The sequence below is a fragment of the Bacillus cereus group sp. MYBK5-2 genome (assembly GCF_051915685.1).
In the GTDB taxonomy this organism is placed as follows: Bacteria; Bacillota; Bacilli; order Bacillales; family Bacillaceae_G; genus Bacillus_A; species Bacillus_A cereus.
Genome location: NZ_JBQAFE010000002.1, coordinates 23,186 through 38,810 on the forward strand (window position 1 = coordinate 23,186; position 15,625 = coordinate 38,810).

A 15,625-nucleotide genomic window follows, 5' to 3' on the forward strand; every position below is an offset into this window, starting at 1 on the left:
AATGTTTTCAGTTAGTTTGCCGTTTTGAATACATAGAAGGTAGGTAAGATGTGTGATAGAATTTCGAAATGTCTCCAAAGTGTATCCAAATGGTACAAAAGGATTGAATAATATAAACTTGAAAATTCAAAAAGGTGAGTTTGTTGTAATGGTAGGGCTGTCCGGAGCTGGAAAGTCTACACTTCTAAAATCGGTAAATCGTCTTCATGAGATTACAGAAGGCGAAATCATGATTGAATGTGAGTCTATTACTGCTGCAAAAGGAAAAGATTTACGACGTATGCGCCGGGATATTGGTATGATCTTTCAAAGTTTTAACCTTGTAAAGCGATCAACAGTATTGAAGAATGTATTAGCTGGCCGTGTTGGATATCATTCGACATTGCGTACAACGTTAGGTTTGTTTCCGAAAGAGGATGTGGAGCTCGCATTTCAAGCGTTAAAAAGAGTGAATATTTTAGAAAAAGCATATGCACGTGCTGATGAATTATCAGGAGGACAACAACAACGTGTATCGATAGCTAGAGCATTGGCGCAAGAAGCAAAAATCATATTGGCAGATGAACCTGTTGCGTCGTTAGATCCGCTAACAACAAAGCAAGTATTAGATGATTTAAAGAAAATTAATGAAGATTTTGGAATTACAACAATTGTAAACTTACATTCTATTGCTTTAGCTAGGCAATATGCGACGCGTATTATTGGATTACATGCAGGTGAAATTGTTTTTGATGGTTTAGTAGAAGCAGCAACGGATGAAAAGTTTGCTGAAATTTATGGTGACGTAGCACAGAAAAGTGAATTGTTAGAGGTGGCAGCTAAATGAATGATGTGACGATATATTCGAAGTCGATACCGAAGCCGCCGAGTAAGTTAAAACATATGTTAACGTTTATTCTAGTCATTTTACTGTTGTGGGGAAGTAGTATACAGGTCGACGCATCATTTTCAAAGCTAGTAGTTGGTTTTCCTAATATAATGGATTTGTTAAAAGAAATGGTGCCGCCAGATTGGAGTTATTTTCAAGTTATTACAACAGCAATGCTAGATACAATACGTATGGCGATTATTGGGACGACTTTAGGAGCGATTTTAGCTATTCCACTTGCACTGTTTGCGGCAAGTAATGTGTTTACTAGTACATTTTTATACAGTCCAGCTCGATTGATTTTAAATTTTATTCGAACGATACCAGATTTATTATTAGCGGCAATTTTCGTAGCTATTTTTGGAATAGGACCACTTCCGGGTATTTTAGCTCTTACTTTTTTCTCAATTGGGCTCGTGGCGAAATTGTTGTATGAATCAATTGAATCAATTGACCCTGGCCCACTAGAAGCGATGACAGCTGTAGGGGCTAATAAGGTGCAATGGATTGTTTATGGAGTCATTCCACAAGTAAAAGCACACTTTGTTTCCTATGTACTATATACATTTGAGGTGAATGTACGGGCAGCGGCTGTCCTAGGTTTAGTAGGAGCAGGTGGTATTGGACTATATTATGATCGTACACTTGGATTTTTACAATATCAACAAACTGCATCTATTATCATCTATACTCTTGTTGTTGTATTGGTAATTGATTATGTAAGTACATTGTTGCGGGAGAAATTATAATGAGTAAAACGACGATAATCGTACCAAAACCGAAGAAACCGAGTGTGTATCGCTCGTTTATTTTTATAGCACTTACATTTGTTTATATATGGGCTTTTTCAGGAGTACCGCTAGAGGGAATAAAGGAAACGGCGGGAGAAATTACAAAAGCAATTATGACAGGGATATTGAGTCCAGACTGGTCGTATGTATCTTTGCCAGATGGTGAAGATTTATTACATGGATTAATTGATACGTTGGCAATTGCGATATTAGGTACATTTATTTCTGCATTTTTATCTGTTCCGTTTGCCTTTTGGGCGGCAACGAATATGAGTAGTGGAAAATTAACTTCAGGATCTGGGAAAATTGTACTTAGTTTTGTTCGTACGTTTCCTGAATTAGTTATGGCTCTTTTATTTATAAAAGCTGTTGGTCCAGGCTCTTTTGCAGGAGTATTAGCCTTAGGATTGCATTCTATTGGAATGTTAGGAAAACTATATTCAGAAGGAATTGAAAACATAGATAAAGGACCGACGGAAGCGTTACTAGCAACAGGAGCAAATCGTTTTCAAATACTTTGGTATGCGGTGTTACCGCAAGTGTTACCAGATTTTCTATCGTATACGTTATACAGATTTGAAATTAATGTACGATCCGCTGCAATTTTAGGGGTTATTGGAGCAGGAGGGATTGGTACACCTTTAATTTTTGCGCTGAGTTCACGGAATTGGTCTCGTGTTGGTATTATTTTATTAGGTATTATTTTAATGGTAATTATAATTGATTTGATTTCAAGCTCGATTCGGAAACGGATTGTTTAACTTATTTGAAAAGCATCGAAGTTAGATGCTTTTTTATGTTTTTAAAAACTTATTTAAAAAAGTAAGTATAGAAGGAATTTGTATAAATATACAGATAATTCCCTTTCTTTTTAAAATAAAAATAATGAAAAAGTATGTCATATTGAATGCCCATACATTCCCGGAAACATTGATTTTTTTTATAAAAAATCAAAAAAATATCAACATATTTGTCGATACATGTTGTATAATCTTGCGTGGGAAGCTATCATATAAATGTATAAAACGTTTACTAATATAAGCGAAGGGAAGAATAGCATGTCACATTCAATCGAACAACTTTCTATCAACACGATTCGCACATTATCCATCGATGCGATTGAAAAAGCAAACTCTGGTCACCCAGGAATGCCAATGGGTGCAGCACCAATGGCTTATACATTATGGACTCAATTTATGAAACACAATCCAAATAACCCAACGTGGTTTAACCGTGATCGTTTCGTATTATCTGCAGGTCATGGTTCAATGTTATTATACAGTCTACTTCACCTATCTGGTTATGATGTAACAATGGATGACTTAAAGAACTTCCGTCAATGGGGAAGCAAAACTCCAGGACATCCTGAGTACGGTCATACAGCTGGTGTAGATGCAACGACTGGTCCACTTGGACAAGGTATTGCAACTGCTGTAGGTATGGCAATGGCTGAAAGACATTTAGCTGCTAAATATAACCGTGATGCGTATAATGTAGTAGATCATTATACATACGCTATTTGTGGTGATGGAGATTTAATGGAGGGCGTTTCTGCTGAAGCATCTTCATTAGCTGCTCATTTACAATTAGGTCGTCTTGTTGTGCTTTACGATTCAAACGATATTTCATTAGATGGCGATTTAAATCGTTCATTCTCTGAAAGTGTAGAAGATCGTTACAAAGCATACGGATGGCAAGTAATCCGTGTTGAGGATGGAAACGATATTGAAGCAATCGCGAAAGCAATTGAAGAAGCGAAAGCTGACGAAAAACGCCCAACGCTAATTGAAGTAAGAACGACAATTGGTTTCGGTTCTCCAAACAAATCAGGAAAATCAGCTTCACATGGTTCTCCACTTGGTGTAGAAGAAACAAAATTAACGAAAGAAGCATATGCTTGGACTGCTGAGCAAGACTTCCACGTAGCAGAAGAAGTATATGACAACTTCCGTAAAACAGTACAAGATGTTGGTGAAACTGCGCAAGCTGAGTGGAACACGATGCTAGGTGAATATGCACAAGCATACCCAGAATTAGCAAACGAATTCCAAGCAGCAATGAACGGTCAACTTCCAGAAGGTTGGGAGCAAAACTTACCGACTTATGAATTAGGATCAAAAGCAGCAACTCGTAATTCTTCTGGTGCTGTAATTAATGCAATTGCAGAGTCTGTACCATCATTCTTCGGTGGATCTGCTGACCTTGCTGGTTCTAACAAAACATACATGAATAACGAAAAAGACTTTACAAGAGATGATTACAGCGGTAAAAACATTTGGTACGGTGTACGTGAGTTCGCAATGGGTGCAGCAATGAACGGTATTGCACTACATGGTGGTTTAAAAACTTACGGTGGTACGTTCTTCGTATTCTCTGATTACTTACGTCCAGCAATTCGCCTTGCAGCATTAATGCAATTGCCAGTAACGTATGTATTCACACATGACAGTATCGCTGTTGGTGAAGATGGTCCAACACATGAACCAATCGAGCAATTAGCAGCGCTTCGTGCAATGCCAAACGTTTCTGTTATTCGTCCTGCTGATGGTAACGAATCTGTTGCAGCTTGGAGACTAGCTTTAGAATCTACAAACAAACCAACTGCTTTAGTATTAACTCGTCAAGACCTTCCAACATTAGAAGGTGCAAAAGATGATACGTATGAAAAAGTAGCAAAAGGTGCATATGTAGTTTCTGCAAGCAAGAAAGAAACGGCTGATGTAATCTTACTTGCAACTGGATCTGAAGTAAGCCTAGCTGTTGAAGCTCAAAAAGCATTAGCAGTAGACGGCGTTGACGCAGCTGTTGTCAGCATGCCATCTATGGATCGCTTCGAAGCTCAAACTGCAGAGTACAAAGAATCTGTATTACCAAAAGCAGTAACAAAACGTTTCGCAATCGAAATGGGTGCTACATTCGGATGGCACCGTTACGTAGGTCTTGAAGGAGATGTGTTAGGTATCGATACATTCGGTGCTTCTGCTCCTGGTGAGAAGATTATGGAAGAGTATGGATTTACTGTAGAGAACGTTGTTCGTAAAGTAAAAGAAATGCTTTAATGATTTTAGAAAAATCTCTCCAGCATGGAGAGGTTTTTCTATGTAAATGAGTTTTTTCGACAGAAAAAGTTTTTTATCTCTCCGCAGTCAGACAATCATTGCAAATTTTCTTATATATAATGAAGAGAAAAGGTTGTCCAGATTGGGAGTGGAAAAATGAAAACGTATGAATTGTATTTAATTCAAGAGGATATTGCGAAAGCTTATTTTGGTCGTGAATATTTGTTTTTTGATTTATTTGCTCGATTTTCAGAATCTGGGTCCCTTTCGGAGAAAAAAGTGTTATATAAGCAAATGATGTATATAACGATGCCATTGCAAGTAATGAAAATTCATCATAAATTAGAACAAGCTTTGCGCGTTCTTGGTAAATATGATAGAACACATCATACACATACACTTTATACGGGAGCGGAGTACGGCGAAATAATGGTGAAACCGCACTATATTCGTATGAATACCTCTGGAAATGTCTCTATGGAAACGACGTTCTTTGAGGTGTTAAGAAAGTGTGAATTAACATTTTTAGCTATGGATTATGAAAATACAAAGTACGGATGGCTGAATCCTCTAAAACAAGTACGAACATATGTGTAAAAAATGTCGAATTGTATCTTGTCTTATTGAAAAGGTTTTAGTACACTGTAAGGTAGACAACATGAAGGAGGAAAATATATGCCAATTTGGTTAGGTATTCTAGTGGGCGTAGTAGCACTAGTAGCAGGCGTGGCGTTAGGATTTTTCATTGCCCGCAAATACATGATGAATTACTTACAAAAAAATCCACCAATTAACGAACAAATGTTAAAAATGATGATGATGCAAATGGGACAAAAACCTTCCCAAAAGAAAATCAATCAAATGATGAGCGCAATGAACAAGCAACAAATGAAATAAGCGCTAAAAGACACTCGCTAAGAGTGTCTTTCTTTTTGTTAGTTATAGTTTTTAAAACTTTTAAAAATTCTGTATTTTTGGTAAACTGAAAACATCGCTCATTTTAAGGGAGGAGGAAAAAAATGAAAGTGTTTATGAATTTAGCATGGTTTTTTAAACAAGAAAAACGAGCGTACATAACTGGAATTATTTTATTGTTTGGCGTTGCACTTTTAGAACTTGTAGCACCAAAAGTAATTGGAATCGTTGTAGATGAAATTAATGATGGAACATTGACGACCGATAAGTTACTAAAATGGGTTGTACTATTAGTAATTGTAGGTATTACGATGTACATATTACGTTACATATGGCGTATTATGATTTTCGGGTCTTCATTAAAATTAGCTCGCCAATTACGAAAAAATTTGTATGAACATTTTACAAAGATGAGTCCATCTTTCTATCAGTCAAATCGAACAGGTGATTTAATGGCACATGCGACCAATGATATTCAAGCGATCCAGCAAACTGCTGGAGCAGGTGTTTTGACGCTTGTTGACTCATTAGCTGTCGGAGGATGTGTACTCGTAGCGATGGGGTTTACAATTAGTTGGAAGTTAACATTATTAAGTTTAATTCCAATGCCGATTGTAGCTATTTCGACAAATTATTATGGAACTTTATTACATAAAAGGTTTCATAAAGCACAGCAATCGTTTTCGGAAATCAATGATAAAGTGCAAGAGAGTATGAGTGGAATGAAAGTGATTCGCTCGCTTGGACAAGAGAAAGAAGATTTACAGGCGTTTCGAAGAAAATCAGAAGATGTTGTACATAAAAATGTGTTAGTTGCACGTATTGATTCGTTATTTGATCCGACAATCTCTCTTATCGTTGGATTTTCTTTTTTAATCGCAGTATGTTACGGATCGGTATTAGTTGTAAGAGGTGAATTAACAGTAGGTGATCTCGTTACATTTACGACATATTTAGGTACCCTCGTTTGGCCAATGTTAGCGTTTGGATGGTTATTCAATATTATGGAGCGTGGGCGTGCTTCATATGACCGTGTAGAAAAAATTCTTTCACAAAAATCAGATGTAGTAAATAGCGAAAATGCTGTACATACAATAGCGAGCGGTAATGTTTCGTTTGCCGTTGATTCATTTTCGTATAAGAAAAATGAATTGTTACATTTAAACGATATTCACTTTGATTTGAAGAAGGGCGAAACGCTAGGAGTTGTAGGACGTACAGGCGCAGGGAAAACGACTTTATTAAAATGTTTAATCCGTGAGTATGATCATTTTAATGGTGAATTAAAAATTGGGGAGCGAGATATTCGAGATATAACACTTCATGGTGTCCGTTCTGCCATTTCATACGTGCCGCAAGATCATTTTTTATTTTCAGCAAGTATTGGTGAGAATATTGCCTTTGGAAAGGCGGATGCTACATATAATGAAATTACCCAAGCTGCAGAGATTGCTTGTATTCATAATGACATCCTCCAATTTTCAGAAGGATATGAAACAGTAGTAGGGGAAAGAGGTGTTTCGTTATCTGGTGGTCAAAAACAGCGAATCTCTATTGCTCGTGCTTTATTAACAAATGCTGAAATTTTAATTTTGGATGATTGTTTATCAGCGGTAGATGCAAAAACAGAAGAGACGATTTTAAGTGCCTTAAAGAGGGAGAGAGCAGGGAAAACGACGATTATTACTGCACACCGATTAAGTGCAATTCAGCATGCCAATCTTATTCTTGTTGTTGATGAAGGTAGAATTGTACAAAGAGGTACACATGAAGAATTAATGAAGGAAAACGGCTGGTATAAGGAAATGTATGAAAGCCAGCAATTAGAAGCTTTAGTCGAGAAAGGAGGCGTATGATGGTAGAGAAGAAGCGAAGTGATTTAAGTAGATTGCTTTCCTATATGAAGCCATATAAAGGGTTACTATCTTTAGCATTTATCTTTTTAGTTGGTGCGACAGTAACGGAAATGATGGGTCCTTTTTTAATTAAACAATTCCTCGATGAACACCTAGTACCGCGGGATTTTGAACGATCAGCGCTCGTTACTTTATTTGTAATTTACATAGTTGCTCATTTATTAAAAGTACTATTTACGTATTTAAATCTATTGTACTTTCAGAACATTGCTTTTAAGATTGTTCAAGATATGCGAGTTGAAGTATATGAACATGTTCAAAAGCTGTCATTAAGTTTCTTTGATCGTACGCCGATTGGTACACTTGTATCGCGTATAACAAATGATACGGAAGCGATTAAAGATTTTTATGTCAGTGTATTATCAACATTTGTAAAAAATGTAGTCTTTTTAGTAGGTATTTTAGTAGCGATGTTTTTATTAGATGTAAAATTAGCGCTATTTTCTCTCGTATTAATTCCGATAATGTTTGCGATTATGGTATTATATCGCCGGAAAAGTGCAGCTTTTTATTTAGAAGTACGTAATCAACTAAGCGTGTTAAATGCAAAGTTGAACGAGTCCATACAAGGAATGAATATTGTTCAAGTGTTCAGACAAGAAAAACGTATGAGAAAAGAGTTTGAAGAAGTGAATAATAAACATTATAGTGCAGGGCGACGTACTTTGAAGTTAGACGCATTACTTTTACGACCAGCTACGGATTTAGTACATATTGTAGCTATTGCGTTAGTACTAGGTTTATTTGGGATTGATGCTTTAAAGAGCCCTGTTGAAGTAGGAGTGTTATATGCTTTTGTTAACTATATACATCGTTTCTTCCAACCTGTAAATGAGATGATGATGAAATTGTCCTTCTTCCAACAGGCACTTGTTTCGTCATCACGTGTATTTCATTTAATGGACGAGAAAGATTTAGCACCTGTTCAAAAAGGCAATGAGAATCCTGAAATCGTGGATGGAGATATTGAATTTAAAAATGTTACTTTTTCATATGATGGAAAGCGTGACGTTTTAAAAAATGTATCATTTCACGTGAAACAAGGGCAAACGGTTGCTTTTGTTGGGCATACTGGTAGCGGAAAAAGTACGATTATGAATTTGTTAATGCGATTTTATAATATTAAGTCAGGAAATATTGTAATAGACGGTGTAGATTTAGAAAAATTTGAAGAACGAGAAATTAGAAAGAAAATAGGACTCGTATTGCAAGATGCATTTTTATTTGCTGGAAATGTAAAGCAAAATATTCGTATGTATAATGAAGAAATTACGGATGAAGAAGTAAAAGAAGCTGCTCGATTTGTGCAAGCGAATACGTTTATTGAAAAGTTACCAAAACAGTATGAAACAGAAGTAGTAGAAAGAGGTGCAGCATTTTCAAGCGGTCAACGACAATTAATTGCTTTTGCTAGAACGATAGCAACGAATCCGAAAGTATTAGTATTAGATGAAGCAACAGCTAATATCGATACAGAAACAGAAGAGGCTATTCAAACAGCGTTGCAACAAATGCGAAAAGGTAGAACGACGATAGCCATTGCGCATAGGTTATCTACAATTCAAGATGCGGATCAAATTTTTGTGATGCATGATGGAGAGATAATAGAGAGAGGGACACATCAAGAATTATTAAGTGAGCAAGGTTTGTATTATAATATGTATTTGCTACAAAATAAAGTGAGTTTGCAAAAGGCCTTGTAATACAAGGTCTTTTTTATTTTGTATACAAAATATGTTTACTCTTTGTTTCTATAGCATAAATGTTGTGTCCTCTTATGAAACTTGTACATATTGTATGTATACGAAGTAAAAAAATGATAGGAGATTTTATATGCAAAACAGATCAAGTTCAAATGTTACGTTTATTGATGTGTCTCATTGGGAAGGGAATATTGATTGGAATGCAGTGAAGGCATCTGGAATTCCAGCAGCGTATGCAAAAGCAACAGAAGGTGTAAACTACATTGATCCTACTTTTACTAAGAATGTACAAGCAGCACGAAATGCGAATGTATTAATTGGTGCATACCATTTTGCACGCCCAGAACAAAATGATGCAATTTCAGAGGCAAAATATTTTGTGAGTATATTACAAAATAACCAGACAGACTTAATGCCAGTTCTGGATTTAGAATCACCAACAGATCCGAGTAACAGTAATTTAACTGGTAACGCTATATCGAATTGGGCAAGAAGCTTCATAAATTATGTGAAACAGGCTACTGGAAAAGATGTAATGTTATATACAGGAGTTTGGTATATTAATGAGTTCGGAATTAGCGGATTAAGTGATATACCGCTTTGGATTGCTAAATACTCGAGTACACCGCCTGCTGATGCTGGTGGATGGACAACGTGGACAGCGTGGCAGTACACAGATTCTGGACAAATTTCAGGCGTAGGAAATTGTGATGTATCAGCTGCAGTTTCATTAGAAGCTTTAAAAGGGAATGGAGCAAGTGGTGGAGGTAATGTTTCCCCGCCTAATAATGCAACTCCAGTGTACGGGGTTGCTATAATTAATGGAGATAATGTGAATTTGAGAAGTGGACCATCTTTGCAGTCTAGTGTAATTCGCCAATTGAATCGTGGCGAAACATATGAAGTTTGGGGAGAACAAGATGGATGGCTTTGTTTAGGGACAAATCAGTGGGTATATAATGATCCGAGTTATATTCAGTATAAACATTATGTGGCGACTATTACTGGTGATAATGTAAATTTGCGTGATGCTCCATCATTAAATGGAAATGTTATAAGACAGTTACATCATGGTGAATCGTATCGAGTATGGAGTAAGCAAGATGGATGGCTTTGCTTAGGGACAAATCAATGGATATACTACGATCCAAGTTATATTCAGTATGGTGTACAATAGAGTGAAAATAAAAGGTGCCCCGTCAGAGGTGCCTTTTATTAAAAATATACAACTTTTACAAAGTCTATATCGAAACCATAGTATACTATAATAGATATATTTATAAAAAATAATCGAAAATGAAATAAAGGGGTAAAAATATGAATTATGTGCTAATAGGTGCGGTTTTAATATTATTAGCTGTAGTATTTGTGCTGTTTTATAAAAATAAACAGTTAGAATCAGAGAGTCAGCAAGTAGAATTTGAAAAGAAACAAGCGATTGAAACGTATAAAAATGAAATTGCAGCTACGGTGATAGAGCATAAAGAACAACAAAATAATTTAAAAAATATGGAACAGAAAAAATACAATGATTTACAAGTAAGTGCAAATAGAGAAATTGAAAATATGCGTATGATGAAAAATCAATTAGCTGTGCAGCATAGTAAAGAACGTAGTGAAATGCAAAATAAACATAATAACGAAATACATATGTTTCAAAAACTAATTGCAAATCTACGAGAATATACTAAAAACGGCGCTGAAATGAATACGTACGAAACATTACATTATATGAAACGAGGATTCATAGAGCAAGGCACCATATTAGATGCTGAAATTCAAATCATGCCGAATGTTTTTATTAAAAATAATAGTGAAATAAACGATAATCGAATCCATCATCTCATCTTGTGCAAAACTGGTATTTATCTACTTGAGACGAAAGAATGGGAAGAGAAATTAATTCATGGTTTAACGAAAGAAAATGCTGGTATATATTCATTTATGATTGATGAAATGGGTAAGTATCAACAAGAAGTTGAAAAAGAAGAGACATTTGAATATATAGTAGGTAAAGATTCGTCAACTATACAAGTGAAAAATGAAGGGAATCCAGTATATAGGGCGAAGAAACTATCTCAAATTTTATACAGTGGTTTGAAAGAAATGCAGGCTAATAGTATAAAAGAAAAAGTAAAACCAGTTGTATATTTTTATAATAAAAATGGAAAAGAAATAGTAGACCTTTCTAGTGAGGAAACACCTAGATTAAAAGATCGGGAGCAAATTGTAACGTTCTTTAGAAATGAAATATTAGCAGGGGAAGTAGTATATACAGTGCAAGAATTAGAACAGATTCAAGAAATGATTAGCCGGATGAATTATATAGTGAGTTAAAAGGGGAGATCTTTCTGAACGCTATGCTACGTGGCATTTTGTATGTCTTTTTTTGTTTATATATAGTAATGTACATTGTATTTATATTCGTCATTGATATGGTCCATATACCCTTAAGTGTAAGGAGCATTTTTGTAGTATTCATACCATTTGTTTTATTAGTCATGATTCAAAGGGCTATTTTATATGTTTCTAAAAATCGTAATGAAGAAAAGAAGCAAATGTTGGGGGGGTTAATAGTAACACTCATACCATTAATAGTGTGCACTGTACAACTAAGTGTAAATGAATATACATCAAAGTTTAATCAAAATAGATGGTTAAATCATGCAGATAAGCGGGTACATATGGTAGATGATCTATTACAAAAATATAAATTAATAGGGAAATCAAATGAAGAAATTACACAATTGTTAGGAGCCCAACGGAAACGAGAAGTGGGGAAGAAGGAGTTATCACTTTGTATTATCTTGGGGCTGAACGTGGCTTTATTCCAATAGATAGCGAACAGCTTATTTTACAATTTGATAGAGATGGTAAAGTCATGGAATATACGGTGCATAAAGATTAAAGAAACGTGTAGGGAAGCTATATGTTATAGCTTCTTTTTTATTTTTCAATATGTCAAGGAAGGGGGAGAAGGTTTTTGAGTGGAATAAGGAATGAAAGCGGAGGTGATGCATATATATAGATGCATTGGGCAATTATTCGCCCGATTGGTGAGGGTTAATAATCAATAAGTACGGACAAAAACCCCACTGATGAAAGTTTCACTTTATCATATTGTATAAATGAAAAGGAGGTAAGACGGTGAAAGCAATCCCGACTGATGTCCTGAGTAAAGAATTGATGGAAAGAGAAGGAGTTATATCTATTACAGTAAAGGAATTTGAAAAAATAGAAGTAGCTGGAGTAGTAGTAGCTGGTCCAGCGGTTATTTTGATTAATCAAGATTAAGTACATATCATTGAAATAAAAAGCATCCATCTAGGATGCTTTTTATTTGTATGTAAGGATAAATATGATGGATAATTGTGTTACTGGAGGGAAAGTCTGTGGCAATTATTATAACAATGTTAGTAATGGGTATTTTATTAGGATTTGTTGGAGCTGGAGGAGCTGGGTTTATTATCGCGATACTCACTTTAGTATTTCATATTCCTATTCATGTTGCTCTTGCAACATCTTTAACTGCAATGGCGTTTACGACATTATCAGGTGTTGTCAGTCATTACCGTGAAGGTAATGTAGCACTTATTATAGGCGGGATTGTTGGGGGATTTGGCGCAATTGGCTCTTATATTGGTTCTAAATTTGGTTCACTTATACCAGCACATCTTCTTCATTGGTTTACAGCTGGGATGTTATTTTTATCGGCGATTTTTATGTTTATTAAATTAATTATGTTCCAAAACAAAGAACAGTCATCTTTATATAAGCATAAAAAGTTTTCCATGAACTACTTGTTGAAATGTATATGCCTTGGATTAGTTACTGGAATGATGGCTGGTTCATTTGGGATTGGTTCGGCACCGTTTATTCAGCTTGGATTAATGGTTCTATTGGGATTAACGATTCAGCAATCTGTAGGGACAACAATGCTTGTTATATTACCGATTGCAATTGGAGGCGGTCTAGGATATAGTTCGGAAGGATATTTAGATTATATATTGTTATTGCAAGTATTAATTGGGACCATGTTAGGGGCATATATTGGCGCGAAGTTTACAAATTATGCACCGCGAATGCTTTTGAGGTTTTCGATGATTATGACACCGGTTTTAGCTGGATGTATGCTATTGATGGAATAAGGTGAAATTATAATAAGTAGGGGGTTACTGCTTACAAATAGCGGGATAAAATTAATATAGCAAACTATTAATATATTTTACGAATGAATTATGTAGGTAATTCATATTTCCCATATAAAAGGATTTGTTTTAATATTATGAGTGTAAAGTTCGAGTATTCGAAGTACTACTTGAATTATATCCCTATCCCTTTTCTAAAAATGCGAACAAGTTTTGCCCTATTCTATTCAATAGTTAATTGCATAGAAATATATTGTTCGATGACCATTATGGAACGTACATAATGGGAAAATCCCGATCCTTAAAGAGGATGCCCCTAATCTTCATGTGAAAATATGATCGGATAAGAAAGCTGACCAATTTATGGTCGGCTTTCTTTTTGTTCAAAAACAATTTTTTCTTTAATTTCTGTTTGTAATAATACAGTTTTTCCGAAGCGACGTTTGCATTCCGCACGCACTTTTTCAATGGCTAGTAGCTGAGTAGTCGCGGGAACTGTGACAATAGCTTGGCGAGCCTTTCGATTTTCTTCACAAAAGACACATTCCACAACATAATTAGAAATCATATTTTCATCCTTCCAGTTTTAATTTCTAAAAAAGGATTGTCTATGAAGTTGATGTAATTTTTCGTCATTGTTTTATTATTTTCCTCTTTTTTTCAAGGGGAAAATAATAAAGAGGGCGAATTTTAGTAGGGGAGGGATGTTTATGGAGAGATGGATAGGTAGTGCAGCGGTATGTGTAAATGAAAGAAATGAAGTTTTAATGGTACTGCAGGGCAAAGAGGGAGAAGAAAAAAGATGGTCTGTCCCAAGTGGAGGACTTGAAAAGGGAGAGACACTAGAAGAATGTTGTATCAGGGAAGTTTGGGAAGAAACAGGTTACAATGTGGAAGTGGTAAATAAAATATATGAAAAAGAGGGTATTACATACGGTGTTCCAGTGTATGTCCATTATTATTTTGTTAAACAAATAGGCGGTAATATGAAAATCCAAGATCCTGATGAGTTAATACATGAAATTGCTTGGAAAGGGATACATGAAGTTGAACAATTGTGTTTAGCTTTTCCAGAGGATTATGAATTGCTGTGCCAATATATAGATAAAGAAGCAAGTATGTAAATACTTGCTTCTTTAATGTATCCAAGACAAGAAAAGCGGAACGATAACTAAACTAGCGCCTGCTGTTAAAAGCATGGATAAACTTGCAATTGTTCCTTCCACAGGACCGATTTCGAATGCTTTTGATGTACCGGTTCCATTTGCGCTCGTTCCTAACATAATACCTTTTGCGATTGCTGTTTTAATACGGCAAATACGTATGAGAGAAGGACCGAGCAATGCTCCTGTTAAGGCAGTTAAAACGACAAATACAGCAGTTAATTGTGACATACCACCAATCATTTCTGAAATAGCCATTGCGATTGGTGTTGTTACGATATGTGGCGCTAAACTATGTTCTAGTGATGAATCAATTTGAAAATAATTTGCTAGTAGTGCTGAAGTAATGACTGATAAAAACGAACCGACAATGACATTAAGTAAGATAGCCATTCCATGTTTCTTTAATAAATCAAAATATTTATAGATTGGCCATGCAAAAGCAACTGTTGCGGGCTTTAATAATTCAGTTAACCAGTGACCACCAGATTCATATGTTTCATAAGGTGTATCTAATCCGAGCAATAAAGCAATTAAAATAATGGGACAGACGAGAAGAGGAGAAAGTAGACTCCAATTCCAACGTTGATACATTTTTTTTGATATCCAATATGTGAATAGTGTTAATAGTAAACAAAGAAATCCGATCATTGCGTTGATCCTTTCCGCTTTAGTAGCAATTCTGTTAAAAGTCCTGTAACTAAGGTAACGCAAAGAGTGCTAATCATAATAATTAAAATGAGATCGATTCCATATTGTGTTAGTGTATCTCTGTAACGTATGACAGCGACTGCAGAAGGGATGAAAAATAAAATAAGTTCTTTTAATAAAAAATCTGCTCCGTCCTGTATCCATTCTTTTTTAACTAGGTTAAATTTTAACGAAATTAATAATAAAAAAATACCGATTATACTTCCTGGAACTGGGAGGTGTGCCTGTTTTGCAATCCATTCACCTGTCCAAGCGAAACAAAATAGTAATAAAATTTGTCCGCTTAACTTCCACCATTTCATACAGTAACCACCTCTTTCTTTTTTTACATAAAAATTGTAAAAAAGAATT

16 protein-coding genes and 1 pseudogene are annotated in these 15,625 nt (G+C 35.4%); 14 read left to right on the forward strand and 3 right to left on the reverse strand.

Annotation, left to right across the window (positions count from 1 at the left end; all coding sequences use genetic code 11):
- Positions 1 to 52: 52 nt before the first annotated feature.
- The 13 genes and pseudogenes from phnC (at position 53) to ACTFP3_RS08530 (ending at position 13,400) form a co-directional block, all read left to right on the forward strand.
- Complete coding sequence (gene phnC / locus ACTFP3_RS08470) at positions 53 to 826, forward strand: phosphonate ABC transporter ATP-binding protein (protein ID WP_000569244.1); 774 nt, start codon at positions 53 to 55, stop codon at positions 824 to 826.
- The gene (phnE, locus tag ACTFP3_RS08475; RefSeq protein WP_001000764.1) at positions 823 to 1,617 is read left to right on the forward strand and encodes a phosphonate ABC transporter, permease protein PhnE; all 795 of its coding nucleotides are present in this window, start codon (positions 823 to 825) and stop codon (positions 1,615 to 1,617) included. Before phnC ends, phnE (ACTFP3_RS08475) begins: the two co-directional genes overlap by 4 nt.
- On the forward strand, positions 1,617 to 2,420 hold the full coding sequence (gene phnE, locus ACTFP3_RS08480; RefSeq protein ID WP_000047893.1) for a phosphonate ABC transporter, permease protein PhnE: 804 nt from the start codon (positions 1,617 to 1,619) through the stop codon (positions 2,418 to 2,420). Before phnE (ACTFP3_RS08475) ends, phnE (ACTFP3_RS08480) begins: the two co-directional genes overlap by 1 nt.
- Before the next feature lie 297 nt (positions 2,421 to 2,717).
- Positions 2,718 to 4,718, forward strand: coding sequence for a transketolase (tkt, locus tag ACTFP3_RS08485; RefSeq protein WP_000019766.1), 2,001 nt, complete (start codon positions 2,718 to 2,720; stop codon positions 4,716 to 4,718).
- Between the two features lie 156 nt (positions 4,719 to 4,874).
- Positions 4,875 to 5,315 carry a sporulation inhibitor of replication protein SirA gene (sirA, locus tag ACTFP3_RS08490; RefSeq protein ID WP_000860645.1) on the forward strand — a complete coding sequence of 147 codons (441 nt, stop codon included), beginning with the start codon at positions 4,875 to 4,877 and terminating at the stop codon, positions 5,313 to 5,315.
- Positions 5,316 to 5,393: 78 nt separating this feature from the next.
- Complete coding sequence (locus tag ACTFP3_RS08495) at positions 5,394 to 5,615, forward strand: YneF family protein (protein WP_001123317.1); 222 nt, start codon at positions 5,394 to 5,396, stop codon at positions 5,613 to 5,615.
- Between the two features lie 122 nt (positions 5,616 to 5,737).
- Positions 5,738 to 7,489 (forward strand): ABC transporter ATP-binding protein, encoded by a 1,752-nt coding sequence (locus tag ACTFP3_RS08500; protein ID WP_000862455.1) that lies wholly within the window; start codon positions 5,738 to 5,740, stop codon positions 7,487 to 7,489.
- Positions 7,489 to 9,252 carry an ABC transporter ATP-binding protein gene (locus tag ACTFP3_RS08505; RefSeq protein WP_326036445.1) on the forward strand — a complete coding sequence of 588 codons (1,764 nt, stop codon included), beginning with the start codon at positions 7,489 to 7,491 and terminating at the stop codon, positions 9,250 to 9,252. Before ACTFP3_RS08500 ends, ACTFP3_RS08505 begins: the two co-directional genes overlap by 1 nt.
- 130 nt (positions 9,253 to 9,382) lie before the next feature.
- Complete coding sequence (locus ACTFP3_RS08510; protein ID WP_001181398.1) at positions 9,383 to 10,429, forward strand: GH25 family lysozyme; 1,047 nt, start codon at positions 9,383 to 9,385, stop codon at positions 10,427 to 10,429.
- Between the two features lie 140 nt (positions 10,430 to 10,569).
- Entirely contained in the window at positions 10,570 to 11,589 is a 1,020-nt protein-coding gene (locus ACTFP3_RS08515) for an NERD domain-containing protein (RefSeq protein WP_001110280.1), read from the forward strand.
- 23 nt (positions 11,590 to 11,612) lie between these two features.
- A pseudogene (locus ACTFP3_RS08520) lies at positions 11,613 to 12,160 on the forward strand (hypothetical protein).
- A 239-nt stretch (positions 12,161 to 12,399) separates the two neighbouring features.
- Positions 12,400 to 12,546, forward strand: a complete 147-nt coding sequence (locus ACTFP3_RS08525; protein ID WP_000644411.1) for a BC1881 family protein — start codon at positions 12,400 to 12,402, stop codon at positions 12,544 to 12,546.
- A 98-nt stretch (positions 12,547 to 12,644) separates the two neighbouring features.
- On the forward strand, positions 12,645 to 13,400 hold the full coding sequence (locus ACTFP3_RS08530) for a sulfite exporter TauE/SafE family protein (RefSeq protein WP_000974660.1): 756 nt from the start codon (positions 12,645 to 12,647) through the stop codon (positions 13,398 to 13,400).
- A gap of 361 nt (positions 13,401 to 13,761) precedes the next feature.
- On the opposite strand, the gene ACTFP3_RS08535 is transcribed toward ACTFP3_RS08530, so the two are convergent.
- Positions 13,762 to 13,968 (reverse strand): DUF3903 domain-containing protein, encoded by a 207-nt coding sequence (locus tag ACTFP3_RS08535; RefSeq protein ID WP_000625222.1) that lies wholly within the window; start codon positions 13,966 to 13,968, stop codon positions 13,762 to 13,764.
- 142 nt (positions 13,969 to 14,110) lie between these two features.
- Between ACTFP3_RS08535 and ACTFP3_RS08540 the strand changes: the two genes are divergently transcribed.
- Positions 14,111 to 14,524: an NUDIX hydrolase gene (locus ACTFP3_RS08540; RefSeq protein WP_000442982.1), complete on the forward strand. Its 414-nt coding sequence runs from the start codon at positions 14,111 to 14,113 to the stop codon at positions 14,522 to 14,524.
- Between the two features lie 12 nt (positions 14,525 to 14,536).
- Here the strand turns inward: ACTFP3_RS08540 and ACTFP3_RS08545 are convergent, their stop codons facing one another.
- Entirely contained in the window at positions 14,537 to 15,214 is a 678-nt protein-coding gene (locus tag ACTFP3_RS08545) for an LrgB family protein (protein ID WP_000578954.1), read from the reverse strand.
- Positions 15,211 to 15,576, reverse strand: a complete 366-nt coding sequence (locus tag ACTFP3_RS08550; protein WP_000872365.1) for a CidA/LrgA family holin-like protein — start codon at positions 15,574 to 15,576, stop codon at positions 15,211 to 15,213. Before ACTFP3_RS08550 ends, ACTFP3_RS08545 begins: the two co-directional genes overlap by 4 nt.
- Positions 15,577 to 15,625 lie beyond the last annotated feature (49 nt).

Bases quoted from the DNA above. Each gene is read 5' to 3' on its own strand.
- tkt (WP_000019766.1), top strand. From the start codon at position 2,718: ATGTCACATTCAATCGAACAACTTTCTATCAACACGATTCGCACATTA.
- ACTFP3_RS08550 (WP_000872365.1), bottom strand. From the start codon at position 15,576: ATGAAATGGTGGAAGTTAAGCGGACAAATTTTATTACTATTTTGTTTC.
- ACTFP3_RS08540 (WP_000442982.1), top strand. From the start codon at position 14,111: ATGGAGAGATGGATAGGTAGTGCAGCGGTATGTGTAAATGAAAGAAAT.
- ACTFP3_RS08515 (WP_001110280.1), top strand. From the start codon at position 10,570: ATGAATTATGTGCTAATAGGTGCGGTTTTAATATTATTAGCTGTAGTA.
- sirA (WP_000860645.1), top strand. From the start codon at position 4,875: ATGAAAACGTATGAATTGTATTTAATTCAAGAGGATATTGCGAAAGCT.
- phnE (WP_001000764.1), top strand. From the start codon at position 823: ATGAATGATGTGACGATATATTCGAAGTCGATACCGAAGCCGCCGAGT.
- ACTFP3_RS08505 (WP_326036445.1), top strand. From the start codon at position 7,489: ATGGTAGAGAAGAAGCGAAGTGATTTAAGTAGATTGCTTTCCTATATG.
- ACTFP3_RS08500 (WP_000862455.1), top strand. From the start codon at position 5,738: ATGAAAGTGTTTATGAATTTAGCATGGTTTTTTAAACAAGAAAAACGA.
- ACTFP3_RS08495 (WP_001123317.1), top strand. From the start codon at position 5,394: ATGCCAATTTGGTTAGGTATTCTAGTGGGCGTAGTAGCACTAGTAGCA.
- ACTFP3_RS08510 (WP_001181398.1), top strand. From the start codon at position 9,383: ATGCAAAACAGATCAAGTTCAAATGTTACGTTTATTGATGTGTCTCAT.
- ACTFP3_RS08545 (WP_000578954.1), bottom strand. From the start codon at position 15,214: ATGATCGGATTTCTTTGTTTACTATTAACACTATTCACATATTGGATA.
- ACTFP3_RS08535 (WP_000625222.1), bottom strand. From the start codon at position 13,968: ATGATTTCTAATTATGTTGTGGAATGTGTCTTTTGTGAAGAAAATCGA.
- phnE (WP_000047893.1), top strand. From the start codon at position 1,617: ATGAGTAAAACGACGATAATCGTACCAAAACCGAAGAAACCGAGTGTG.